The 24,247-nt window shown below is 67.1% G+C and carries 19 protein-coding genes and 1 pseudogene; 9 read left to right on the plus strand and 11 right to left on the minus strand.

Annotated elements, in window-relative coordinates:
• The first annotated feature begins 240 nt into the window (after window positions 1-240).
• On the plus strand, window positions 241-1,176 hold the full coding sequence (locus OHA61_RS18075; protein WP_406303890.1) for a pentapeptide repeat-containing protein: 936 nt from the start codon (window positions 241-243) through the stop codon (window positions 1,174-1,176).
• Between the two features lie 294 nt (window positions 1,177-1,470).
• The gene (locus tag OHA61_RS18080; protein WP_406303891.1) at window positions 1,471-1,644 is read left to right on the plus strand and encodes a hypothetical protein; all 174 of its coding nucleotides are present in this window, start codon (window positions 1,471-1,473) and stop codon (window positions 1,642-1,644) included.
• 735 nt (window positions 1,645-2,379) lie between these two features.
• Here the strand turns inward: OHA61_RS18080 and OHA61_RS18085 are convergent.
• Together OHA61_RS18085 and OHA61_RS18090 are read right to left on the minus strand one after the other, a co-directional pair.
• Window positions 2,380-3,148, minus strand: a pseudogene (locus OHA61_RS18085) (transposase).
• A gap of 1 nt (window position 3,149) precedes the next feature.
• A complete protein-coding gene (locus tag OHA61_RS18090) occupies window positions 3,150-3,842 on the minus strand; it encodes an HAD-IA family hydrolase (RefSeq protein ID WP_406303892.1) in 693 nt (230 codons plus the stop codon).
• A 145-nt stretch (window positions 3,843-3,987) separates the two neighbouring features.
• Here OHA61_RS18090 and OHA61_RS18095 point away from each other — a divergent pair, with 145 nt between their 5' ends.
• The 3 genes from OHA61_RS18095 (at window position 3,988) to OHA61_RS18105 (ending at window position 6,922) form a co-directional block, all read left to right on the plus strand.
• Window positions 3,988-4,335 (plus strand): hypothetical protein, encoded by a 348-nt coding sequence (locus tag OHA61_RS18095; protein ID WP_406303893.1) that lies wholly within the window; start codon window positions 3,988-3,990, stop codon window positions 4,333-4,335.
• 135 nt (window positions 4,336-4,470) lie between these two features.
• Window positions 4,471-4,680: a hypothetical protein gene (locus OHA61_RS18100; protein ID WP_406303894.1), complete on the plus strand. Its 210-nt coding sequence runs from the start codon at window positions 4,471-4,473 to the stop codon at window positions 4,678-4,680.
• A 1,891-nt stretch (window positions 4,681-6,571) separates the two neighbouring features.
• On the plus strand, window positions 6,572-6,922 hold the full coding sequence (locus OHA61_RS18105) for a hypothetical protein (RefSeq protein WP_406303895.1): 351 nt from the start codon (window positions 6,572-6,574) through the stop codon (window positions 6,920-6,922).
• Between the two features lie 246 nt (window positions 6,923-7,168).
• Here OHA61_RS18105 and OHA61_RS18110 read toward each other — a convergent pair whose 3' ends face one another.
• Window positions 7,169-7,564, minus strand: a complete 396-nt coding sequence (locus tag OHA61_RS18110; RefSeq protein ID WP_406303896.1) for a DUF6188 family protein — start codon at window positions 7,562-7,564, stop codon at window positions 7,169-7,171.
• Complete coding sequence (locus OHA61_RS18115) at window positions 7,561-7,848, minus strand: hypothetical protein (protein WP_406303897.1); 288 nt, start codon at window positions 7,846-7,848, stop codon at window positions 7,561-7,563. The genes OHA61_RS18110 and OHA61_RS18115 overlap by 4 nt, the downstream gene beginning before the upstream one ends.
• A 415-nt stretch (window positions 7,849-8,263) precedes the next feature.
• Here OHA61_RS18115 and OHA61_RS18120 point away from each other — a divergent pair, with 415 nt between their 5' ends.
• A complete protein-coding gene (locus OHA61_RS18120; RefSeq protein WP_406303898.1) occupies window positions 8,264-8,803 on the plus strand; it encodes an excalibur calcium-binding domain-containing protein in 540 nt (179 codons plus the stop codon).
• A 378-nt stretch (window positions 8,804-9,181) separates the two neighbouring features.
• On the opposite strand, the gene OHA61_RS18125 is transcribed toward OHA61_RS18120, so the two are convergent.
• The gene (locus OHA61_RS18125) at window positions 9,182-10,942 is read right to left on the minus strand and encodes a protein kinase domain-containing protein (protein WP_406303899.1); all 1,761 of its coding nucleotides are present in this window, start codon (window positions 10,940-10,942) and stop codon (window positions 9,182-9,184) included.
• Between the two features lie 776 nt (window positions 10,943-11,718).
• Between OHA61_RS18125 and OHA61_RS18130 the strand changes: the two genes are divergently transcribed.
• Complete coding sequence (locus OHA61_RS18130; protein WP_406303900.1) at window positions 11,719-12,237, plus strand: hypothetical protein; 519 nt, start codon at window positions 11,719-11,721, stop codon at window positions 12,235-12,237.
• Between the two features lie 375 nt (window positions 12,238-12,612).
• On the opposite strand, the gene OHA61_RS18135 is transcribed toward OHA61_RS18130, so the two are convergent.
• The 3 genes from OHA61_RS18135 to OHA61_RS18145 all read right to left on the minus strand — a co-directional run bounded on the left by OHA61_RS18135 (window position 12,613) and on the right by OHA61_RS18145 (window position 14,997).
• A complete protein-coding gene (locus tag OHA61_RS18135) occupies window positions 12,613-13,173 on the minus strand; it encodes an alpha/beta fold hydrolase (RefSeq protein WP_406303901.1) in 561 nt (186 codons plus the stop codon).
• A gap of 165 nt (window positions 13,174-13,338) precedes the next feature.
• Window positions 13,339-13,998 carry a hypothetical protein gene (locus OHA61_RS18140; protein WP_406303902.1) on the minus strand — a complete coding sequence of 220 codons (660 nt, stop codon included), beginning with the start codon at window positions 13,996-13,998 and terminating at the stop codon, window positions 13,339-13,341.
• A gap of 276 nt (window positions 13,999-14,274) precedes the next feature.
• A complete protein-coding gene (locus OHA61_RS18145) occupies window positions 14,275-14,997 on the minus strand; it encodes a hypothetical protein (RefSeq protein WP_406303903.1) in 723 nt (240 codons plus the stop codon).
• A 956-nt stretch (window positions 14,998-15,953) separates the two neighbouring features.
• Here OHA61_RS18145 and OHA61_RS18150 point away from each other — a divergent pair.
• Complete coding sequence (locus tag OHA61_RS18150) at window positions 15,954-16,817, plus strand: hypothetical protein (RefSeq protein WP_406303904.1); 864 nt, start codon at window positions 15,954-15,956, stop codon at window positions 16,815-16,817.
• 268 nt (window positions 16,818-17,085) lie between these two features.
• On the plus strand, window positions 17,086-20,547 hold the full coding sequence (locus OHA61_RS18155; RefSeq protein WP_406303905.1) for a hypothetical protein: 3,462 nt from the start codon (window positions 17,086-17,088) through the stop codon (window positions 20,545-20,547).
• Window positions 20,548-20,698: 151 nt separating this feature from the next.
• On the opposite strand, the gene OHA61_RS18160 is transcribed toward OHA61_RS18155, so the two are convergent.
• Genes OHA61_RS18160 through OHA61_RS18170 form a run of 3 tightly spaced genes read right to left on the minus strand, consistent with a single transcriptional unit; the run spans window position 20,699 to window position 24,126 of the window.
• Window positions 20,699-22,981, minus strand: coding sequence for an FtsX-like permease family protein (locus tag OHA61_RS18160; RefSeq protein ID WP_406303906.1), 2,283 nt, complete (start codon window positions 22,979-22,981; stop codon window positions 20,699-20,701).
• Window positions 22,978-23,670 carry an ABC transporter ATP-binding protein gene (locus OHA61_RS18165; protein WP_406303907.1) on the minus strand — a complete coding sequence of 231 codons (693 nt, stop codon included), beginning with the start codon at window positions 23,668-23,670 and terminating at the stop codon, window positions 22,978-22,980. The genes OHA61_RS18160 and OHA61_RS18165 overlap by 4 nt, the downstream gene beginning before the upstream one ends.
• A 54-nt stretch (window positions 23,671-23,724) precedes the next feature.
• Window positions 23,725-24,126, minus strand: coding sequence for a hypothetical protein (locus OHA61_RS18170; protein WP_361905312.1), 402 nt, complete (start codon window positions 24,124-24,126; stop codon window positions 23,725-23,727).
• Window positions 24,127-24,247: the final 121 nt, after the last annotated feature.

Below are 24,247 nucleotides of genomic sequence, written 5' to 3' on the forward strand. Positions count from 1 at the left end.
TGAGCGGGCGCACCGACCGAAGGACAAGGCGGCGCAGGCCGAAAGACGAAGTTGGAGTATTGAGAGTTGCGGCAGCTCGACCTGTGGGATGCCATGGGGAAAGTGACCGCGAACTTTGGCGTCGAAAGGCTCCGCCGGATCGCTCACCGGCGTAATGCTCGGCGACGCCGACGTCTGAGAGGCGATCGAACCGGGGCACCTCCACCCCAGACCAGGGACCGAGCACAGTGGGTGGGGCTCGTGGCGGTCAGCCTGCCGGGGCTGGCTGCACTGGCCGCGCTGTTGTTCACCTGGATGCAGGTAGGGCAGACCAGCAAGGAACTGCGGATCACCGAGCAAGGGCAGATCACCAACCGGTTCAACGCCGCGATTGGCAACCTGGGATCCACGTCTTTGGACGTACGACTAGGTGGGATTTACTCCCTGCAGCGGATCATGCAGGACTCCGTACGTGACCACCTCACAGTGGTGTCCGTGCTCGCCGCTTTCGTACGCCAGCACGCAGGAGCCAGTTCCGCGAGCGAGCAAGAACCGGTGGCAGAAAGCGCGGATGCTCACACGCCGACTACCGATGTCCGGGCGGCGATCGCCGTGCTGGCCAGGCGCAGCCCCGAGCGCGACGGGGGGACACCCGTCGATCTGGGCAAATCCGACCTTCGTGGCCTCCGCTTCACTGACAGGTTCCTCATCAGGCTTCCCCGAGCCAATCTGTCCGACGTGGACCTTCGCTGGGCGGACCTGGCCGGCGCAGACCTTCACGGGGCAGACCTGAGCAGCACGAACCTTGAAGTTGCGGACCTGACCGACGCGGACCTCAGGGGCGCTGTCATGTCCGACGCAAACCTCATCAACGCAAGCCTCACCGGCGCGGACCTTCGCAAAGCAGACATGACCTGCTCGGGCTTCATCCACGACACAGCGTCAGGCACGGAAACCCCAGCCTTCTGCACGAACCTTCAGTACGCCTTCCTTGACGGCACGGACCTCCGCAACGCTCACCTGACGGGGGCGGACCTCCGCAACGCCGACCTCACAGGGGCCGACCTCCGCAACGCCGACCTCAGCGGCGCCAAGCTCACAGGCGCGAACCTGAAAAACGCGAACCTCACCGGCACACGCGGACTACCGGCGAGCGTCAAGCGAGACCAGACACAGGTCCTGCCGACACCCGAGTAACAACTTTCTCTACGGGTTCAAGGCGCCGCGCAAGCGCGGCGCGCGCCGCAGCCCCCGGCCGCGGGCGTGCCACTGTCTTCGCCCGGCTGCCCCCGGCCGGGCGGCGGCGCACCGAGCGCGGACACCAAGCCGTCAGAGAGAGGCTGGCGGGGGCTGGGGGCGGTCGGCACGCCGAGCATCACTCGCGCCCCCTCATGCCCAGGTCGGGGGCGCAGCAGCTACCCTCTGCCCACACCAATGGGGAGGGGAAACGCCATGACCATGGGCATCGGTGTTGCGCGCGATAGAGAGTGGATGATCCGGAACGCGAAGGGGCGCAAGTTCAGCTACGACTCCGCTGCGGAAGCCTTCGAGGAGCTCCACGAATACGGGGAGGGCGCGACCGTATGGACGCGTGAGGTCTACCGCGGAATGTTCATCACCAAGTCCGTCGATGGCTGGCAGCAGATCAGCCCAACCACCGACTGACGTGCCCTTCCCGTGCCCGATGGACCGGGGAACCACGGGGAACACCGGGTTGTCACAGTGATCGGACGTACAGACGCCCCCTGACCGAATTTGCTGGTCAGGGACCGTCCATCTGCGGTGGGTGTGGGATTTGAACCCACGGTGACATCGCTGCCACGACGGTTTTCAAGATCGATCAGGGTTGACTCGCCCATTGTGACTCCGCCGGCCGAGGCGCCCGCGGCGCAAGATGTATGGTCACGCGCGTGAGAGCTCCCTGGATAACACGCAGTGGTACTTGGCTCGCGGCATGGGTCATGACCACGTTGGCGTTCTGGTTGCTAGGGAAGGTGACCGACGAACCGCGAGGCTGGGCGGAATCTGCGGCCTTCGCCTTGCTCTCGGTGGTGTTCGGGGATCTCGGCCCGCGATGGCGCCGCCAACCGTCGATCAAGGAAGCAGATCCGTGCCCGCTCTGCGTCCGCCAGCGATTAGCGGGGTCGGTCACCCCGTCAAGACCGTGTGCGGCGGCTGACATCAGCGGCTGACACCAACAAGCGCGAACAGTAGCGGTCGACGCCGGATCGCAATGGCCGATCAGCCGAAGCGTAGGACCGATGGGCCGACATCGACGGTCCTTCGCGATCGACCTGATAAGGATGAGGCCACAGGTTCAAGTCCAGCCGGGCTAAGGCTTGTCCCGCAAAAGATCTTCGAATCGAGCTGGATGGGTCGGCCGCTGTGGAACCCGTTCGTTTATCCGGCGAGGTTGAGGTTGTGCAGGCGGGCAATGCCGAGCGTGGCGTGGTGGACGCCGTCGCCCTTGAGGCGGCAGTCGCGGAGGATCTTCCAGGTCTTCATTCGGGCGAAGGTGTGCTCGACGCGGGCGCGGACCTGCTTGTGCGAGCGGTGGTGCTCCTGCTTCCAGTCGGGGAGTTCCTCGCCCTTGCGGCGGCGGTGGGGCCATGACGAGTCCGGTTCCCGGATAGCCGCCGTCGGCGATCGTCAACGTCCTCCCGACGGCGGCTTTGGCGTCGGATTGCTTCCACGCCCTGCAGTCGTTGCGGTTGCCCGGCAGGGGCCGGCTGACCACGACGACCCGGCGGGTATCGGCGTCGATGACGACCTGGTGGTTGGTGGAGTACCTGTAGTTCTTGGACTGTTCTGCGATCGTGTGGTCGCGGGTCGGGACCAGGGTGCCGTCCACGATGAGTACGGCGTCTCTCGCGAAGCGGCGCCGGGGCTGAAGCGCCAGGAGCGGACCGAGGTGGTCGATGATGCGGTCGGCAGCGGACTTGAAGATGCCGAACAGCGGGACGAGCTGGCGCATCGTCAAGTTTGTGCGCCAGTACGCCGTGACCAGCAGTGTCCTGTCTGCCAGCGGCAGGGTCCACGGCCTGCCCCGGCGGGTGGCGTCGACCCCCTCGCGACGCAGCGCCGTCACCAGTTTCATGAACTGGCGCGGGCTCAGCCCGGAGAACGGGACTATCCAAGACGGCTCCGACGCCGTGATCACACCAGCCACATCAAGATGATTCCACCGCGGCTGATCCCTCCAGCCGGTGAGGGCGAGGTCCGGACGCAAAGGCGAGGATGTCGCGGACCGCTTCGCGCAGGCTGCCGAAGTGACGATGCACGCCGTCCACCGCCGCAGGGCCGTTGACACCCCACACCGTCATCCCGGCACGCAGCCCGGACTCCACCCCGGAAGGGGCGTCCTCGATGACCAGACAGTCCTCCGGTTTGGCACCAAGTCGCGCGGCTGCCTGCAGATACGGCACCGGCGACGGCTTGCCTTCCTCCACAGCGGCCGCATCCACGAGGACCTCCGGGACCGGCAAGCCCGTCCGTGCGAAGCGTCCACGCACCCGGTGCTCATAGTTCGAAGTCACCAGTGCCCAGGACCCGGGCTGCAGAGCACTCAGCAGCTCCGAGGCGCCGCCAAAGGCCGTATAGGCGCCGGAGCGGACGTCCTCGTCCTCCAGCTCGTGCAGTGCGGCAAGGCACTCCCCGGGGTCCTGGTCCGGAGCGACCTGCGCGAAGGTCTCCATCGGCCTCGTCCGCAGCGCCACTCGGTAGACCTCATCGGGGTCCAGTCCGTATCGCTCTGCCCACGTTCGCCAAACCAGGCGCTGATTGTCCACAGCGTCGATCAACGTGCCATCGACATCAAACAGGACATACCTCATCGCACCAGACTGGCCGGGTTCACTGATCACGCTTGGATCATGCCATCAGGTCCCCAGCGGGCAGTTTGCGGAACAAGTCTTAGGTAGGCCGGTTCTTTCGGATCACACAGAATCAGCCTGCGTGTAAGGGTGGACCGAGCTGTCATCGGATCCGCGGATAAGGAGGCCAGCCAGGATGGGGTTCATCATCGAACTTCGGCGAGGGGTCTCCACAGCCCGGACGGGACGAAAGGCCGGGCCGCGGCCAGCAGTAGGGATTCTGAAGCGATACGTCGACGACGACGAGTTCTGGGCGGCCGTTGGGCGGCTCGGCCGGCATCGACTCCCCACTCTGGCCAACCTCGATCCGTACGGAGACACCATGCTGTCCGGTGAAACGGTGGACCGGATGGTGCGGGAACTGGAGGGCTCGGATCTCGCTCGACTGAGGGGCGCCGAGCATGACGTCATGACGACGCTGTTGGCCTGGGGCCTGCGGTGCCGTACAGACCGAGACCTACGGATCGCCTTCTCGGGCGAGTAGGCCGTCGGTCTTGATCAGAGGCTTCGCAGGTCCGACCGCGCCCGCATTCGGGGTCTTCCAAACTGGAGCTTGCGCTAAATCCGCACCTGCGCGTGCGATATCCTCACGGCCCCCGGTAGCCAAGTGGAGAACAGCATGACAGCGGCCGACAAGCGTCGACGCGACTGGCGGCCTGTGTGGTGGTTGTTCGCCACAGTCTGGTCTGGCGGGCACGTCATCTGGGACACCGCTGTCTGGCGGCGAGTGGTCTATGCCGCCTTGCTGGCATTCACAATCGCCGCCGTTGCTGAGCACACGGTTCGCTCTGTCCAGAAGCAGCGGTCGGAAGCTGACATCACCAAGTGACATCAACATCGCTGGACGGCTACAGAGCATGATGGCCCCCGGAATACTGGCCGTCAGGCGCGGGACATGGGTTCCGGCAGGTCGCTGTGAGCTTGGTTCGAACTACAAAGCAGATGTCCTTGCGCCGGCCTCGCGATCCCTCATCCAGGCAGGCGCTTGCCATTGGGGCCGACTTTCGCGGAGTTTCCTGATCTGTCGCAGCGTGAAAAAACGAAGCGGCCCAGCGAATGGCGTCATTTCCCGGCGCATAGCCTTCAAGCAAAGTTTAAGTTCTGGCTCGTTGTCGTACGGATAATATGCAGAGTTTGGAATCTCTGGATCGCTCGTGATAATTTTCTCCATCCAAGCCTCTTTCCGGTATGGACCTCCCAGTCGACGAGTGTGGGTGAAAAGAAGCCGGTAAGCCTCCCCTATCACCGCAGAGTCCATATCTAAGAGCGCCTGGTTATAGCGGATTCGTGAGAACACTTCAGTCTGACGCTGGACGATGGTAGCTCGTGTTTCACTAGCGCCATCAGGGCGTCGTCGAATTAGATACGGAAGCTCCTCGTAGTCCGAGATAGCCAACAACGCCTCAGCGTATGTCTTGGATTTCCGCTCGCGTCGAGCGGCATGCTGGTTAACCCAGTACCCAAGAATAGCTACGGCGGCCGTCGCAAAGCCAGTTATGAGTGTTACTCGGGCAGCAGCATCCATAAACTCAGCGCCTTGGCAAGCGGCGCCCCCCTTCGCCCTGATTGTGCAGATACTGCATTGCTGTGCAAGAGTCAGATTGCGCCACTCCATCTGCTGGCACGCCAAGCGGCAGACGCTTGGAGCGATCGGCCAAGGGCCTGCCAGTTGGCGTGTATAGAGCGCTAGCGACGGCTGCCCTCGTACGCTGGTCAGCACCCACCTACTGAGTGATCGATCAGTGATTCCCAAGCTGAGGGCTTCCGGGCGAGGCTGACAGGAGGACAGTTGTCCAGCGGGTTGCATCAGGGAGCAATGTTGGGAAAGTGGTGGCTAAGTGACGGCCACCACGTGGGGTGCTGGCTCACGACAAATCGAATCGCGGGAGCATTCGTCAACATTCCATCGACGTACTCATTCCAACATTCATAGTTGTCAGTTTCGGGTGCCAGCGACTTGATGAGTAGCCCATAGTCGAGCGAGTCGGCAAACATGTTTGCCAGCGTGAGGACCCGAAGTCTTTCATCTCCTTCATGCGGCACTGGGCGCCCTGCATAGAAGTAAGATATGTACTGTGGATTCTCAAACAGCATGCTGTCGATAGCGTGAAGCCTATCCAGGCTATTATGAACAGCAGATGCGGCAGATATTCCATTATTCAGCACTGTCTGCCTAGCGAGCTCTCGGGTCTGCCGCGCAGCGAAGAGGATGGAGAATATTGCAGCGAGTGAAGCGATAAGGCCGAATATTAACGCCGCCAACTCTGCCCCCGTGAAACTTCTTCTGTTAGTGGCTCACCTTCCCGATGCTGAAGGACTCCACGCCTAGGGATGGGGGCGGCTCGAAGCTCACCAGCGCACTCCAAGGGAGGGAAGCGCGGAAGAGGCGCGTCCGCGCTTCAAGCGCTTCTTGACGCTTCGATGCCCTTCGGGTAAGCGCTGTGACGAACATGATCAGGGCAAGGCCAGGTGCGAAGCAGACTTGGAGCGTTGAAGGGCGTACCCGCCCAGACGCAGGCGGACGGGCCACGTCTCATTTTCCGTCTCATTCAGACCCGTTCACGGCCATTTAGACGAGACCACGGACCAGCTCCGCTCAGCAGCCGTCCGCCTATGAACGCAGGCGGACGGCCCAGCACACAGCCCAAGACTCCACCAACACAGTTGGAAAGAGTCCGAGTGCCAGCGGTCATGTCAGTGGACAGCTGTAGCGTCCGCACATGGCAATCAGACCTTCCGCGACGTGGCGGGACGAGGTGTCGCAGAACGCAGACGCCGCAGAGCTTTACACCCCGGTGATGCTAGAGGCGACCGACGCCGCCCTGGCCGCGTTCGAAGATGAGGCTCGTTCTCTCGGCGAAGCATCGGACGAGCGCATACTCGCGGCTGTCGAGCGAGTGGTGGAACAGCTCAACACCATCGATGGCGAGCACGGTGCGTTCTGCACCATCGAACGCGAGGACCTGTGCGAGTACATAGACCAGGTTGTCACCGCGCAGGGCATCGACGTCTCAGATCTCCTCGCCCGCCAGGACATGGAGGAACTCACCGAGCGGTGGCGCGACTGGTAGGGCCATCTGCGCCGTGCCAGAAGCGTGCCAGATAGGGCGGCGATCACCGGTCAACCACGGTCACAATGAGGTGCCAGCGCCCAACTCGGTTCCTGTCTTTTCCACAGGTCAGCGGGCATGCCAGCTCGGAACGGCCGGCGATTCCCGAGCTCAGAGCGCGGGTTCGATTCCCGTCACCCGCTCCATATGGAAGCCCCAGGCCAGCGGCCCGGGCTTCTCCGTTGCCGACGCAAGGAACGGCGTCGGTCAGCGTTCCCAGCCGTCCTCGCCGCCAGGCCCAACCGTGACAGGGTCGACTCCGTGGCCAGCCAAGTGCCATGATTCGAACTCGGGGTGGGGGCCGATCCACAGTCCTGCACCGTCTTGAAACTCGATGGCCAACGCACCAAGTCTTTGCACATCGACAGCGGTGAGCGACTGCCCGAACAGCGCGAGCACTGGGGCAAGACGCGCGCCGCTCCCAGGGTCGAGCTCGTGCCACTCGCCAGCCGCATCACGCAGCAGGAACGGTGTCTCCAGAACCAACTCAGCGTCCAGTCGATACCCCTCGTCCTCAGCGAGGGCGCTAAGGCTCAGCCGCACCTGGTGATCAAATGACGTGCGCTCTACCCGGGAGCCGATCAAAGCCGTCGGAACCTTCACTCCGTCTCCCGGGCGGATGCGCTCAGCTCAGCCTTCCGCCGACGGACGTAGCACTGCAAGTCGCGCTTGATGGCCATGACGTCCTCGACCGGAATGCGGATGGGCGCGCAGTGCCGGCCGTCGCACGAGCGAGGAAAGCTGCCGTCGATGAGCGAGATACCGCTCAGCACCACACCACCGTCATCGTCGATCTCCGTGCACAGGACCGGATGGTAGGAGCAGTCTTCGTACACGTCTCCCACCCGGATGCCAGCCGGATTGCGGGGGTCTATCGCCTCGTCCATGTCGCCCAATGTGCCAGGGGTGACCTCGCAAGCGCCGCACGTTTCCGCGGGCACCCTCCGGCCGTGCCGGATCGGTCGGTGAACCACGGTCAACGACGGGTTCGACATCCGGCCATACATCCAGGCGTGAGCACCCAACGCCGCAGCTCACGCCGGTCGCACGCCACCCCTCGTGATTCCCAAGTTCAGGTGCCAGAGTGGTCGGCTGGGCAGTCAGAGTTCTTCTTGCATGCCATCTGTATCCGTTGGTGATTCGACGCCGGGCGGCGCAGTCTGAGGGGAGGAACATCTATGTCGTGGGGTGATGCCTTTGAGCCGCATTGCTCATGTGGGAATCATGTTGCTGATAGCTGGTGTCATCGGCGTGAGCGGCTGTGGGGGCTCGGACTCGGCGCCCTCACAGGGCACAACCACTGTGACCAACACCGTCACCGTTGAGCCAAAGTCGTCGGCGCCCGAGCCAACGACGTCGGCACCCACGTCCCCTCAGGAGCCGGCGCCAACGACGGCCGCTGACGCGTCCTCGATCGTCCGCCAATACTTCGCAGCCGTCAACGCTCGGGACTATCGACGGGCGTGGGACATCGGAGGCAAGAACTTCTCGGACTCCTACGCGTCCTTCGTGGACGGCTTTGCCGACACAGCCCACGACACGGTCCATATCCTCCGCACGAACGGCGCTACCGTCTCGGTCACGTTGGAGGCCACTCAGACCGACGGCTCGTTGAGGATCTTCGAGGGCACATACACGGTCCACGGCGGCACGATCGTAGGGGCTGACGTACACGAGGTGACTGCGCCCGAGCCGCAACCCAGCGAAGGCTCCCCCTACTACGAGAACTGCGACGAGGCACGAGAGGCGGGCGTCGCACCGCTGCATGAGGGCGAGCCTGGCTACGCGCCGCATCTGGACCGGGATGGTGATGGTGTGGCCTGCGAACCGTACGTTCCGTGAGCCCTACAGCCCTCAGTGACCGAGCTGTGCAGCTCGGGCAGCCGCACAGCAGCGAAGTACAGCAACCCCACCAACCAGCAGCGGCCGGTTGCGGTTCTCGACGCCTCTCTGTGCCCTCTATGACCGTCGCTGACCGATCCGGCCAGAGCTACGGATCAAAGGGTGGCCGCGCCCCTCCCGTGCCCGTTCGGTCGGGAAACAGCGGGGAACAGCGGCAGACAGACAGCAGGTCAGAATTCGGCAAGCGCAGAACCCGCACGCGGGACGACGTCAGCCAGCTGGTGCGGGCCGCCAAAGACCGCCTCTGAAGCGGTCCCGGGCCGTCGCGGGCTACCAGGGTGGCGGCTTGCGCCCCAATGCAGCATTGGTTGGGAACGCCTAGCAGCGGGGCAGGGTGCCGCTCTCCTTGGTGAGTTTGGTGCTGTGGGCCCAGCCTTCGGTGTTCGTCCCATCGATACGGGCGTAGATCCACTTGTTGCCGTAGGCGTTGGTGATGTAGCAGTGGTAGTAGAGCTTCACACCGGTCTTGACCACGGTCACGTACTGACATTCCGCGTACGGCCCGGTGTAGAGGTGGGACGTCTCGGCCAGGTAGCCATAGCCGTCGCTGCGGTTCTCGTGGGCCCAGCCGGTGCAGGCCGTCGACACCGGAGTGGGCTCCTTCACCGTCGGGCTGGGCTTGGTCTCTGGGGAGGCCGACGGGCTCTCGGTCGGCTTGTCGCCTTCGACGCCGGGCTTCTTCGTGGGCCCCAGCTCCTCGTCCTCGTGACCGTCCGGCTGCTCCGAGGTCGACGGCTTCGAGGACGTACCGGAAGAACCGGCCGACGACGGGGTGCTGCCCCCGGTCGACCAGCTGCTGTCCATGGGGGAGCCGACGCCGGGCGGCGTCGCCTGTGCGCCGTCCGTTGTCGTGCCGCCCTGTTGGGAGGTCAGGGCGTAGGTGATGCCGGCGCCTGCGGCGAGGAGCACGACGGCGGCTGCTGCCGCGACGACGGTGCGCTTGCTGTCGCGCCGTGCGGGACGGGCTGCCGTCCGGCTCGTCTCGGGAGCGGGGACTCCGGCGTGGCCCGCGGCCGGTGGGCCGTGCTGCGGCAGCGTGGGCGGCAGGTCGGGCTGTGCGTAGCCGGCGTGCGGAGGCTCAGGCTGCGGGGCGGGCTGGGGGAACAGCGGGGGCCCGAACCCGGGGGCCGGTGCGGCGGCGGCCGCAGCCCCGGGACCCACCGTGGGAGCGGGAGCGGGAGCGGGTGTCGGCGTCGGAGCGGCGGATGGGGGGTGCACCGTCCCGCCCGAGGCGACGCGCTCCAGCATGCCGCGCGCCTGTTCCGCGGTGGGCCGGTTCTCCGGCTCCTTCGCCATCAGCGCCTGGAGCACCGGCGTGAGCGGTCCCGCCCGGCGGGGCTCCGGCAGGGGCTCGGTGACGATCGCCGAAAGGGTGGACCACACGGACGTGCGGCGGAACGGCGAAGTGCCCTCCACGGCCGCGTAGAGCATCATGCCGAGCGACCAGATGTCCGACGCGGGACCGGGCTCCCTGCCCTGCGCGCGCTCAGGCGGCAAATAGTCGAGGGAACCGACTAGTTGACCGCTCTGGGTCAGCTTGGCCACGGCGTCGTCGCCGGAGGCTTCCATGCTGGCGATGCCGAAATCGGTGAGCACGACCCTGCCGCCGTGCTCGATCAGCACGTTTCCCGGCTTGACGTCCCGGTGGAGTACGCCGGCCCGGTGCGCGGCGTCGAGCGCGTCCATCAGCTTGGCGCCGATCGCGGCGGCTTCGTGCGGCTCCAGTGTGCCGCGCTCCCTCAGCACGTCGTCGAGCGAGGGCCCGTCGACGAGTTCCATGACGATGACCGGGAGGCCCTGCTCCTCGGTCACGTCGTGCACGGTGACCACTCCGCTGTGCCGGATACGGGCGGCGGCCTGCGCCTCCCGTTGCATCCGGGTCCGCACGTCGGCCAGTTCGGCCGCTGAGGTGTCGGTGAAAGCCCGCAGGACCTTGACGGCGACCTCTCGGTTCAGGAGCTCGTCCACCGCCCGGGCGACCACTCCCATGCCGCCGCGCCCGATCGTGGAGGTCACCCGGTAACGCCCGCCGAGTACCTTGCCCGTCAGCTCTCCGCCATGCGCTTCCCCCGCGGTCACCGCACGCTCCGTTCCGTGGTTGTTCGTGAACCATCAATCCGAAGTCCTCAAGGGTAGAGGCAGGGGCGTGAGGGGAAGGCGGCGGCCGTGCGCAGATACGTGGCTGCCCATCAGGGTTGTCGCCCATGGCGGGCGCGCGGCGGTCCCTGGCCGTGCGTCTCGGCCGGCGTCAGATGTCAGAGCCGGGTGCCAACTTCCGCCGTCCAAGGGAAAAGCGAAGACGACGGGCCCGGGGAAGCCCCACTGGCTCAGCAATGACGCAGGATGCGCCTGCACGGCGAGCGCACCGGATACGCACCAGACAGGGCAGCGATCACCGGTCAACCACGGTCACAAGGCGAAGCTGGAGCACAACACTCCGATTCGTATCGTTTCCACAGGTCAGCTGGGATGCCTGCTGACAGCGGCCCGTGATTCCCAAGCTCAAACCGCGGGTTCGATTCCCGTCACCCGCTCCATATGAAAGCCCCAGGCCAGCGGCCCGGGGCTTTGTCTGGCGACCTCGGGGCCCGGGCTTCACGAGCCCTCCTTCGGCCGAGCCGAAGCACTTCCGGCGATTTGGACGCGGCCGCCCCTGACCATGGCGACACGCTTGCGGTTCGCCTAAAGGTCGTGCGTCCCTCCGGTCCGCTCGAACCGGCGAGGGCCGCCGTGAGCTGTAAGGCCCGCGGGTCAGTGTCGCAACGCTCATAGCGTGCGCCCCTCTGCATCGCGGCGTATTCCGGAGCCGGACCCTCAGGTGGAAGCGTGACTCCGGTCGTGGCGACACTGGAAGCATGAAAGGCCGGACTTCATCGGAAGGTCCACCGCCGCGGACTGCAACCGCGAAGCGGGTCGACTACACGGGAGCCGTGTACGGCTCACTGCTTGCCGCCTCGGTGGTGGTCGGCGCCGGATCGCTCGGTTCGTTCCCGCGCTTGGAACTTGTTCTGTTGCTGCTCTGCACTGGTGTGGTGTTCTGGGCCGCGCATGTCTTCGCCCGTCTCTTCGGGGAGAGGATCGCGTACGTGCCAATGAGCGGCCAGGAGATCTGGCGGCTGTGTGTAGCCGAGTGGCCGATCGTCAAGGCAGCGGTCCCACCGGCCGCCGCGGTCGCCGTTAGTCCGCTGCTGGGGCTCGGACCGGAAGGGACCGTGTGGCTAGCCCTCGGCGTCGCGATCGCCGGTCAGGTCGGCTGGGCGGCGATGGCGGCGCTCCGCGCGGGCGCGACCGGCCGTCTGGTACTGGCCGCCGGGGTGGTCAACCTGGCCCTCGGCCTCCTCATAGTGGTCCTCAAAGTCGCCCTGAAGCACTGAGTGCGGTGCCGAAATTACCCAGCGCGGGTGAGGGCTGCTTCCCGGCTCGCGCCGGGCATGGAGGGGCTCGGCCGACGTGCCAGACCCGTGCCGGATCGAGCGGTCAAGCACGGTCAGTCGGGGAGTGTGGAGGTGCACGGCCAGTAAGCAGGCGCAGCGTCGCTGTAGATCCGCTGACCTGCGACGTTCGCTTGGAGCGCAGTGCCGGCCTTACAAGACAGTTGTCTGCGGTTCGAAACTCGAGCTACGGGGTTGGAGGCTGTCGCGCTCGATCAGGGAGCCGTCAGGCCCCATCGTGTAGATGCGTGGGCATCCCATTGCTTCCATGGCCCTCTTAAGGGCAGGGGCAGCGTTCGGGAGTGCGGTTGAAGGGGGTCAGGTTCTGTCGGGGCTGATCGCCTTGGCCACTTCGCTCAGATCGTTGTTCAGCTGGTGATCGCGCCCGGGCAGCCGGTGCACCTGAGCCTGCGGAATCACGCGGGCATAGAGGTCGGCATGCAACGGTAGGGCGGTCTCGTCCGCGAGCCCGTGGAACACATGCACCCGCGCGCCGGGCGGCAGCCTCGTGCCGAGGTCGCCGGGCAGCTCGAATTCGTCGCCCGGCCAGCCGCCCTGGCCGACGAACGGGGCGGCGATCAGCACGATCGCCGCAAGCCTGCGCTCCGGCGGCTGATCGGCGAGTGCACGGATGAGGATCGTGCCGCCCACCGAATGGCCGACCACGACCGCGCCGTCCGCCAGGTCCGCCATCTCGCGCCGGATCGCCGGGCTCCACCGGGCGTAACTGGGGTCACCCTCGTCGGGCATACGCGGGTAGCGGACTTCGTGCTCGCCCCCGAGCTCTCGCCTCAGGCTGTCGACCAGCTCGTCGTCCCATTCGTCGTGCGCGCCCGCGCCGCCGCCCTGGATGAACAAGATCTGCTGAGTCCCTGTCATGGCGATCGTCCTTCGCACCCTCGTAACGACCCGGTTGGTACCCGCTGCTGGCGGGCAGGGTACGGCTGGTCGAGCGCCACGACGGCCTCGCCACGCCCAGTCCAGGAACCCAGCCAGCGCCCATGCCACACAGCCGGGGCGGAGACCAGAAGAGCTCCTCACCGACTACGGCGTGAAGACCTGCTCCAGGCGGTGGATGGCGCCGTCCGCGCCGGTCTCATACCTGAACACCAGGCCGGAGTCGGGGTGCGCGTTGATCCAGTCGATCAGCTCTTGCACGCCGATCCGCTGGTTCTCGCTGCTGTCGGTGATGGGGTTGGTGGCGGTGACATACGCGGCCTGGTCGAGAGCCCAGCGGCTGTGCTCGCCTGTGACGACGAAGGGCGCGCCGTCAGTGTCCTTCCCCGGGCATCCCCAGGCACCGTGCTCAATGACCAGGTTCACCTTCCCGGTGCTGCCGTCGAGTTCCTCAACTCGGTAGACGGCGATCTCGTCGGGGTCGACGTGGTCCGGGCTCGGCGGCTCGCTGGCACAGTCAGCGGCGGGCGCGCTGGGCGCGGCTGATCCGGTGTGCTTGGCTCCTGGCTTGCCGGCGGGCGTGCCGCTACCGCCCGCACCGGGCGACGCGGTGGCCGTGGCGCCCGTGCTCGGCGTCGCGTCGGGCTTCCCGGCAGTCGTGCTCGGCGACGGAGTGGCTTTGGCTCCCGCGCTCGGCGCCGCGTCCGCCCCGGCGGCAGACCCGTCCTCCCTGCACCCGGTGAGCACAGCGGTCAGCGCGACGGCCACGAGCGCGAAGGCAACGGGTCTGAGGCGATTGGCATTCATCTGGACGTCCCCCTGTTAACAGGCGGCCCAATCGGCCGCACCCCGAAGCGGGACCGTAGCAACGGCCTCGTCGCACCGCAGCACTGGAACTCCTGGTGTCGCAAAGCCGGGACAAGGCCGTCACGGGGCAAGGACGGTGTGACGTGATGACGCCAGGCGGGACGCCGGTGTGCGTAGCTTCCCGGTTGTGACACCCGGCACGCCTCTTGCTTCTGACGTTGGTGTGAGGTTTGGAGCGTGGAAGTGATCGTCATGGACCGACCGCCGCGGCCTGCTCTAGAGCTCCGCGTCCCAGCGCGCCCGCAGTGATGCGCCACCAGCGACTCTGTCGTCGAGGAACGCAGACAACTCGTGGAGGGCATCCAAGGCGCGCTGGAGGTTCGGGCGACGCTCACCGTTGGCGACAGCGAGGTGGAACCAGATGAGGGGGTCGGCCCACACTCTCCGGTCTGGTTGTGACAGGAGGTCGCAGAACTCTCTGTAGCTTCTGAGTCGCCCTTCGGCTTCAAAGAGGACATCGGTGCCGATGCTGGACTGGGTTGCGTAATAGACGTCACAGGCTGCGAAAGCCACATGGACCTTCAGTATGAGGGCGGCCAGTGTTGTGTCGTCTTTGCCCGGCAGGCGCAGGAACGGTATGTCGTGACGGGTGCGCGTCATCTGAGCGAACAGGCAGGCAGTCATCCAGACGCTGGAAACCAGAGCGACGCCCTTTCCGGCGAACCACGCGGCATCCTTGCCGTCGATGTCCTGCGGTTCGTTGAGGACCTGAGCAGGTCGGTAGAACCCCCGCTGGTCAACGGAAGTGGCGTAGAGGGAGAGCCGGTGATGTGCTTCAGCGGTGTGCCACCTGAGGGGGTTGAGATACGACATGTTGTGGGTCTCGCGTTGAGCACGCTCGCCGTCTCGCCGTTGCTGCCGGCTGGTCAGCCACACGAGACCGGTGGAGACGGCGCCTGAGGTCAACGCGGAGACCAGTGCTACCGAGAGGGTGTCCACGCAACTGTCCCCTTCGAGTGCCCGGGTAGCGGTCTGAACAGGCTTGTCCTCAAGGATTCCGCCGGCACGGACGCCCCCTCAAGACCGCGGCTGCCAACAGGTATGTCCGTCTCACTTTCCGTCTCATTCAGCGCCGTTCGCGGCCGTGCAAGCGAGAGGAGATGCTGAGCCGAACTCACGAACTGGCCCCCTATGAACGCAGGTGAACGCCCCCTGCGCCCAACCCGCCACCCCACCACCACAGTTGGCAAGCGTGCGCCTGGCGCGGCTCCAGCCGGGCCGATTGCGTCGATGTGTGTTCCCCCTGTCAGACCCGGGACTGTACCGTCCCGCCCCATGGCTGAGAGACCTATGACGAGTTGGCGCGGCGGCGGTTTCAAGAGCGCTGCTCGACTTGACCGGCCGCGCCCGCAGGACCCCGCGGAACTCCCCAGCCCAGAGTTCGGGACGGAGCGGTCCTACGCCAATCCGGCGCAGATCCGCGGTCGGTTCCCTTAGGGTGCGCCGCATGACCAGCGCCGCCCCGGCCTGTCCCGAGTGCGGACAACCCATGAAGTCCGGTGGCTTTGTGCTCTCCGAGCGGGAAGACGATGGCCGGACCTGCCGGACGCTGTGGGGGTGTGTCGGTCGGCATGTCTGGTGGGGGCTGGGCCGACCGGCCAGATGAGCCTTTGGAGGCCTGCCCGGTGCCAGAGCTGTTCCGCTTACATCCAACGCTGACAACCGGGCAGGCACCGACGAAGGCGCTCCACCGACACGCAGTCGGACGCTCAGCCCGATTGCCCGCGCGTCCCCGAGTGTGAATCGGCGGACGAAAAGCGCCCCTCCAGATATGTCGATTACTCCTATCTGCTGACAATCGACGCGTTCTTATCGAGTAGGAGGATCGATCGACTGCGCGCGGGTCAAGCTCAGCCCTGGGTTCGGCCAAAGCGACTGAGACAGGGAGCAAGTTCATGAGTTCTGACACCAGGACCAGGTCCCCGCTGGGGCCTTTGCCCCGTCGAGGCAAGTGGAAGGCACGCGGCACGATCGTCTCCCTCGCGCTGGTACTGGCGGCCGGGGTTGTCAGTCCGGTCGCGGTCGCGGCTCAGAGCATGGGCGAACGCGTGAGCGGGGCGAGCGGCCCTGGCCGCGGAGACGATAGGTGCGAGGGCCTGTCGATCCTCGGCGACTGGGACCACTGCTGGGGAGCGACGGGTCCGACCGGTCCCGCTGGTCCGACAGGCGCGACGGGTCCAACGGGCCCGACCGGGGCGTTCGGGGCGACGGGCCCAACGGGTCCAACCGGAGCGACGGGAGCAACCGGGGCGACAGGGGCGACCGGCGCAACCGGAGCAACCGGAGCAACCGGAGCAACCGGAGCAACCGGGCCCACGCTCGATGTCGGCGCGAGTATCTTCGCCACAGCGAACCAGGCCATCCCGAGCAGCGCCGCGACTCAGATCACTTTCGATGCCTCCGCCTACGACACGGACGCGATGTTCGATGACGCGTCCGACAGCCTGGTGGTCAACACCCCCGGTCGCTACCTCCTCAAGGCAAGGCTTCTCTGGTCCATCACTCCTGCTGCGGCGAGCCGTCAAATGGGCATCTACGTCAACGGCGTTCTCCAGGCCTACGACGAGCAGGACACCGCAGACACCGGGGGCGCTCCTGGAATTTCGCAGGAGGTGTCCACGATCCTTGAGCTGAATGCCGGTGACGTCATCTCCCTCACGGTCTTCCAGAACACCGGAAGCCCCGCCACCTCTCTCTCCGCATCCAATGGAGGGGCCGTCGTAGCCCCGCAGCTCCAGGCGGAGTGGCAAGCGCCGTAGACAGGGCCCTGGCTCGATGGATTCTGTGACGGCCTGCCGATCCGCCCGACAGGCCGTCACATAGAGCGGGGCGACCCGGTGCCGGTCGGTGGCCCCACCAGTCGAATTCAGGTTCTCTGTGTGGGACTTGTGTACGATCATGGCCGCATCTTCACCATGTGCCGCACCGGACCAGCGAGGCGGCCATGTCCTTACCGTCCCGGGGGGGAACGGAATGTCACGTCATCCGCGTGCGACGACCGCCAGATCTGCGCCGCGCACCGCACTCATGCTCACGCTGCCCGTCCTGTTGTCCGTCCTGCTGTCCACTCTGCTTCCGGTGGGAGCAGCGTGGGCTCGGGACATCACGCCCACCGCCGCGAACGCCGCCGGCGACAACTGCACCCAGCTGCCGCTCAGCCCCTTCGGGGACCCGGGCAGCGCGGCCGGCAAAGCGACGATCCCTGCGCACGGCGGCCGCGCCTGCTTCGACTTCACCGCCGCGAAGGCGGGGCTGCACCGCGTCATACTCGGCAAGGTCAGCCCCGAGACCTACTCCCAGGTCTACGACGGCGACACCCAACTGAACTGCAGCCAAACCGATCGGAGCGACGCGGGCTGGTGCGACCTGCCCCATGCCGGCGCCTACACACTGAAGGTGGTCAATCAGGGGTGGCAGAACCTGATCGACACTCCTGTCGCCGTCGTGCCGCTGCACACCGCCGACTACTGTGCCCCGGAGGCTGGGACGGCCTGGGACGCCCCCATCGTGAAGGGCTCCGCCCCCAGCCCGGTGGCGATCATGTGCCAGCCCTTCACCGGCAAGGCCGGTGAGCGCATCACGGTCGACCTGCGCACCGACAAGCACTCCAGCGACAGTCAGTACTGGATCACCGACGCGTCCGGTGCCCGGATCTGCCCGCGCTCGAACGACGAAAACAGCGAAGGCTGCGTCCTGCCCGGCGACGGCCCCTACCGGGTCCTCGTCCGCATCGGCGACGTGGAGGGCGGCTTCCCCGCCGCGTACACCCTGAAGATCCGCCGCCTGTCCGACCCGGCCGGCTGCGCGCACGTCCCGCTCAACGCCTACGGCTCGGCGCCCACCACCGTGGATCCGGCTTCCGGTTGCAAGGTCTTCACCGCGCCCGCGGCCGGGCGATACGACGTGTACGGGGTTCATGACGGGAGCCGCTCCCCGCTGAAGGTGTACGACCGCACGGGCCGGACCGTCTGCGCGTCGGACGGCATCTGCACCCTGCCCGCCGCCGGCGACTACACCGTACTCACCGACGACGCCACCCTGGTCCTCGACCGGTCCGCCACCACCGGCTGCCAGGCCGTCGAACTCGGCACCCACCAGGGCACTCTGACCCACAGCGGCGAGGTGGACTGCCTGACCCTGCCGCTGCCCAAGGGCTCGGGAATGGCGGCGCTGAGGAGCGTGAGCGGCCAGATCCCGCGGATCGACGTCACAGTCGCCGATGCCACCGGCGCCCAGTTGTGCGACGTGACCACCCTCAGCTGGGGCACCTGCGGGCTGAACGGCACCGCTCCGTTCCGTGTCCTGGTCTCCGCCGCCGACCAGAAGACGCCGACCGGCCCCTACGGCCTCGCCCTCTACCGCACGGACAAGGCGAACGACTGCAAGGTGTTCCCGGCGGGCGACTTCACCTCCGACAGCGCCCACGCAGGCTTCAGCACGGGCGGCGGGGCCTTCTCGCACTGCCTGACCATCCCCGCAGGCGACCACAGTGCGGTGGAGAGCATCCAGCTCGAGGCCGCCCCGGGTACGACGGCCAGGACGTACCTCTCGGTCGTGGACCACTACAGCAGGCAGGTCTGCCGGGGCCCCGCTTTGCAGGGCATCCGGCTCACCTGCAACCTCGTGCCGGGCGTCGCGCACACCGTCCTGGTCAACGGAAGCGACACAGCCGGCACCTACACCCTGACCCGGCGGGACGTCACCTCCACCGCGAAGGGCTGCACCGCCAATCCCGCGACCCCGGTCGGCGGACCGTCCACGGGCGGCACCTTCGCCGCGGGGGACACGCTGCTCTGCCGCCAGGTCACCACCTCCGACGCCGAGGACACCCTGCACCTCGACATCCGCGACGCGCTCGGCACCGCGAGCCTCCAGGCTTACGGCGAGGACGGCAAGCTCGCCTGCAGCAGCTACCTCAACAAGGCCTGCGCAGTCACCGGTTCCACCCGCTACCAGGTCCTCGTCTCCGTGCCGAGGAGCCAGAAGGCCGACGACCCCTACCGCTTCGACGCACTGCGCATCGCCACCGCCGCCGGGCCGGCCCGGGAGTGCACGGCCGTCCCCAACGTCAGCTATGGGTACGGTCCGATCACCGGCACCCTCGACGAGCAGCACACTGCCGTCTGCGCGGTACTGCCGACCGCGTACAACGACCGCTTCAACGTGGCGATCAGTGACACCACGGGGGCCACCGACACCGCCGTGCCCGCGCTGTACGGCAAGAGTCTCGACAACGGCTGCACACTGATGCAGCCCACCGGCTACGAATGCTCCGTCAAAGAGCCGGAGACCAGGGCCGTCACCCCCAGCATCATGGTTCTGAGCCTGCCCAAGAAGGCCTCACACACCTCTTACCGGGCGGAACTCACCTGCTCCTCCGCCATCTGCGGCACGCAGCGGGTCGGCGTCTACTCGGTGACCCCGACCACCGCCGAGAGCGGCACGAAGGCCACCGTGCGCGTGATCGGTACCGCCTTGCACAAGGACGACAAGGTGGTGCTCAGTCGGGCCGACAGCAGGGTGGAGTCGACCAGCGCGTCGGTGTCGGCCGACCGCAGGACCCTGACGGCCGTCCTGGACCTGACCGGGGCCGCCCCGGGCGACTGGAACCTCAGCGTCATCGCCCACAACGCGGTGGAGTACGCACAGGGCACCTTCACCGTCACCCCGCCCACGCTGGCCAACACCGCGGCTCCCGCCATCGAGGGCACGGCCCAGGTCGGCGCCACCCTCACCGCGAACCCGGGCAGTTGGACGCCCACCCCGGCGTCGTACGGCTACCAGTGGAAGGCGGACGGCGAGGCCATCTCCGGGGCGACGGCGTCCACGTACACCGTGCCCGCCTCGCTGCTCGGCAAGAAGCTCACCGTCACCGTGACCGCCCATCTTCTCGGTGGGGAAACCGCCGTCACCTCGGCGGCCGTCACGGTCGCCAAGGGCGCCGCCCCTGTGGCGACGACGGCCCCGAAGATCAGCGGCACGGCGAAGGTCGGCGCCAAGCTCGGCCTCACACAGGGCGCCTGGACTCCGGCCGCCACGTCGTACGGCTACCAGTGGAAGGCCGACGGCAAGGTGATCTCGGGGGCGACGGCGGCCACGTACACCGTGCCCGCCTCGCTGCTCGGCAAGAAGCTGACCCTCACCGTCACCGCCCACCGCACGGGCCACGCCGACGGCACCGCCACGACCCCCGCGGCCACGGTCGCCAAGGGCAGCGCCCCGAAGGCCACCAAGGCGCCCACGATCTCGGGCACCGCCAGGGTCGGCTACACGCTCAGGGCCGCCCAGGGCACCTGGACACCCAGCCCGTCCTCGTACACCTACCAGTGGTACGCGGACGGCAGGGCGATCAAGGGCGCCACCGGTTCCTCTCTGAAGCCGGCCCCCGCCCAGCGCGGAAGGAAGATCACCGTGAAGGTGACCGCCCACCGCACCGGGCACACGGACGGAACCGCCACCAGCAAGCCGACGGCCACGGTCGCTCGCTGAGCACGCCGCACGGGGTGGGCCCCGCCGGTCATCCGGCGGGGCCCAGCCTTTCGCGTTCCGCGTCCCGGCTCGCATCGCAGGCCGAGAGACTCAGCCACGCTCTCAACCACGCCGGCGTGGCAGGGCGGTGTTGGTCACCGCATACGCGGGATCAGTCGCGGCGGATCAGCTCAGGGTTGATGCGCCGCCCGACCAACGGCAGTGTCCCCGCCACCGCCACCGCCACCACGCCCGCCGCCGCGAGTGCGAGCAGCGGGGTGCCTGCGAGGTCCCAGTACACCTCGCTGCCCCCGGTGATCAGATAGCTGGACTCGGCGAGCTTGCCCGTCACGAGCGCGAGCACGAGTCCGATGCTCAGCGGCAGCACGACCTGTAGGCACTGCACGGCCCGCATGGTCCTCGCCCGGGCTCCGATCAGCGTGATGGCCGTGACCTGCGCACGACGTTCCACGGCCCGGTCGGTCACCGAAACGACGAAGGCCGCGACCCCGATGACCAGGCCCATGATCATGCCGAGGGCCAGCAGGGTCTCGATGACGGCGATCTGCTCAAGGCCCTGGATGTTGACACCCACGAGCTCGATCTCGGCGATCGGGGCGACGGCCGCGATACCGTCGAGGACTTTGCGGACCTGGTCGGTTTCGGAGCTGCTGGTGAGGATCAGCCGCGCCGTCTCGGGTCGCGCGTCGGCGGGCATGGCGGACGGCGGGACCAGGAGAGTCGCACTGCCCACAGCTGACGGCGAGTAGGCGCTGTAGACGATGTGCTCGGAGGGAAACGTGATCTTCAGTTCCTTCTCCTTGCCCCTCTCGAAGCGGAAGGGGAAGGACGTGCCCGGGGTCAGATCCGATCCGACGCTCGAGTTGGGGTCGACGAGCCGCATCACCTTGCCGTCCTCGCAGCCCTCGGATCGCCTCACCATCTGGGCCAGTTGGGCACAGGTGGCGACGAGCGCGGTGGTCTGATCCGGGATCGTGGCGTCCGGTGACTGGAGGTCGACCCACGAATCCATCGTCAGGGCCCCTGCCCGTACGCCCGGTACGGCGGCCAGCTCGCCCTGTTGTCGTGCGGTGATCGCGGACAGGGAGAGGGAGTAGTCCTGAACCGGACCGGACGGACGGGTGACCTGCTTAAGCTGGATGAGGACGCCTTGGGCGAGCGAAGCGGCGAAGACGAGCAGCACAAGGCCGGTAACGACCCGCATGGTGCTGCCCGGTTCCACCTCGTTGCGCCGCATCGCCAGATTCAGCGTGAGGGACTGGGTGGTCCGCGCCACCCGGCGAGCGAGGCTGTACGAGATCAGGGGCAGCGTGAGTACCAGCCCCACGCCCGTCAGCAGCACGCCGGCCGGGATCAGCAGGGCGTTCGGGCCGATGCTGGAGGCCGGGCGTCCCATCGCGCCCGTCACGCAGTAGCCGGCCACGATGCCGAGTCCGGTCACGAGCAGCAGGCCACCCCACTTGGCGGGGTGCTTGGGGGCCGCGGTGCGCCGAACCGCCAGAGGATTTTCTGCCGCGCTGCGGGCACTGGCCCGGCCGACGAACCAGGCGAGGGCCGGGCAGCCCACCAGACAGACGACGACGGTGCTGACAGACAGGGCACCGTCGTCCGGATACCACCGCAGGCTGGGCAGGCCCGTCCGGGTCATCACCTGGTTGAGGAGCCAGTACTCGCCGAGGCCGAGGATTGCGCCGAGCAGTGCGGCGACGACCGTCTCGGCGGCGTTCACGCGCTGGGTGCCCTTGGCGCTGAGCCCGAGCAGCCGCAGAGAGGCGAGACGGCGTGTCCGGCTGGCGGCGGAGAGCCGGGCACACACGGACAGGAAGATGCCCAGGGGAAGCAGGACGAGGGTTCCCAGGGCGAAGCGGAGGATGGTGAGGGTGGAGGGTTCGACGGCCGGGAAGGGTGCGTAGCTGTACCCGAAGCCCTTGAGCGCGCGTCCCTCGTCGGCGATCCGGTCACGCGTGGTGCCGACGTAGGCGAAGAGCTCATCGGGGTGGGCGAGCCCGGCGGCGCTGATCCTGCCCTTCTCATGGCCCGGCAGGAGCCCCTTGATCGCGGGCTGGTCGCGCAGGAGGTCGTGCACCCGGGGGGAGACGAACACCTCGCCGGGGCCGGGCAGTTCACTCAGTCCGGGTGGGGTCTTGTCCGCGCCCTTCGCACCCTTGGCGACGAACACCCGGGTGAACGCCTTCGAGCCGTACGGATCCGAGCGCTGGAGGATCAGTGTGGAGCCGGTCGGCTGCGCCGAGGTGGTCTGGGGCTCCCGTGCGGCGGCCCGCCCGTCATGGGCATTCAGGATCGAGGGAATGGTCAGTACCAGCGCCAGGCAGCACACGCCGATGGAGCCACCGGCCGCCATCAGGAAGAAACGTATGCGGTTGCCGCGGCCGGCGCCGAGCAGCAGGCGCAGGCCGAGCAGGAACTCCCTCACGCCGCCCCCCGCGGGGCGAGGACGCCGTCGGACATCGTGTAGTGGCTGTCGGCCTGGGCGGCGACGGCGGGGTCGTGGGTGACCAGAATGACGGCGGTGTCCTGCGACCGCGCCAGGCCCAGGAATTCCTTCAGTACGGCCGAGGCGTTGGCGCTGTCCAGCGACCCGGTCGGTTCGTCCGCGAAGACCACGGCCGGTCGGTGGACCAGGGCTCGTGCCACGGCGACGCGCTGGCTCTGCCCGCCCGACACCTGGGACGGGCGGCGTTCACGCAGCTCGCCGAGCCCGAGCCGCTCCAGCACTTCTCCCGCCGCCGCGAGCGCGGGTTTCTTGCGCTGCCCGGCCAGGCGCAGCGGCAGGGCGGTGTTCTCCTCAACGGTCAACTCGGGGAGCAGCTCGCCGTACTGGAAGACGAAGCCGAAGCGCTCGCGGCGCAGCGTACTGATCTCGTCGTCGCTGAGGCTGCCGAGTGTCCGGTTCTCGAACCGCACCTGCCCGCGTGCGGCGGCCAGCACACCCGCCAGGCAGTACAGCAGCGAGGACTTGCCGGAACCGCTCTGCCCGGTGATGGCCACGACCTCGCCGCGGGCGACCGAGAGGTGGGCGTCACGGACGGCCAACTGCGTGCCGTAGGAGAGGTCGACTCCCGTGGCACTGAGTATTTCTGACGTACTGATGGCTTCCCCCAAGAAGCGAGCGGGCCCAGGTGTGCACCCCTGGGCCCGGCCTTACCGACTACCGCTCTACGGCTTGTAGTGCTTGGTCGGCGAGCAGTTGTCGGGGTTGAACGAACCCTTGTCACGGCAGACGCGGATGTAGGCGTCGTCCGTGTAGCGCTGGGCGCCGTCCCAGTTGAGCTGGTTGAGCGAGACGGACGACTTCTGCTTGCCGTTGTAGCGGGACCAGTCGTGGCCCTCGACCTTCACCTGCATGTAGACGTTGTGATCGTCACCGTGATCGGTGTCGTTCAGCTTGCCCGCCCACTGGAACGCGCCGTGGCTCTCGCCCGCGGGGTGGAACTTGTACTGGCCGCCCGTGAACGACGCGCCGCCCGTCGAGAGCGTCGGAATGCTGTGCCACGAGGCCGCGAACGCGGTTCCGGCACCCGCGGCGAAGAGCCCGGCCGTGAGTATGCCTGCTGCCAACTTACGCAATGTTTCTCCCGTTTTTGTTCGCCCTGGTGGTCGTCTTGCTTCCAGGGCCGCGGAGGAACTTAGCATGATCACAAAGGATGGGAGCGACGATTTGTTCGTGCACCACGCGTTT

Origin of the sequence: Streptomyces sp. NBC_00885, assembly GCF_045207475.1 — a bacterium.
Lineage (GTDB): Bacteria > Actinomycetota > Actinomycetes > Streptomycetales > Streptomycetaceae > Streptomyces.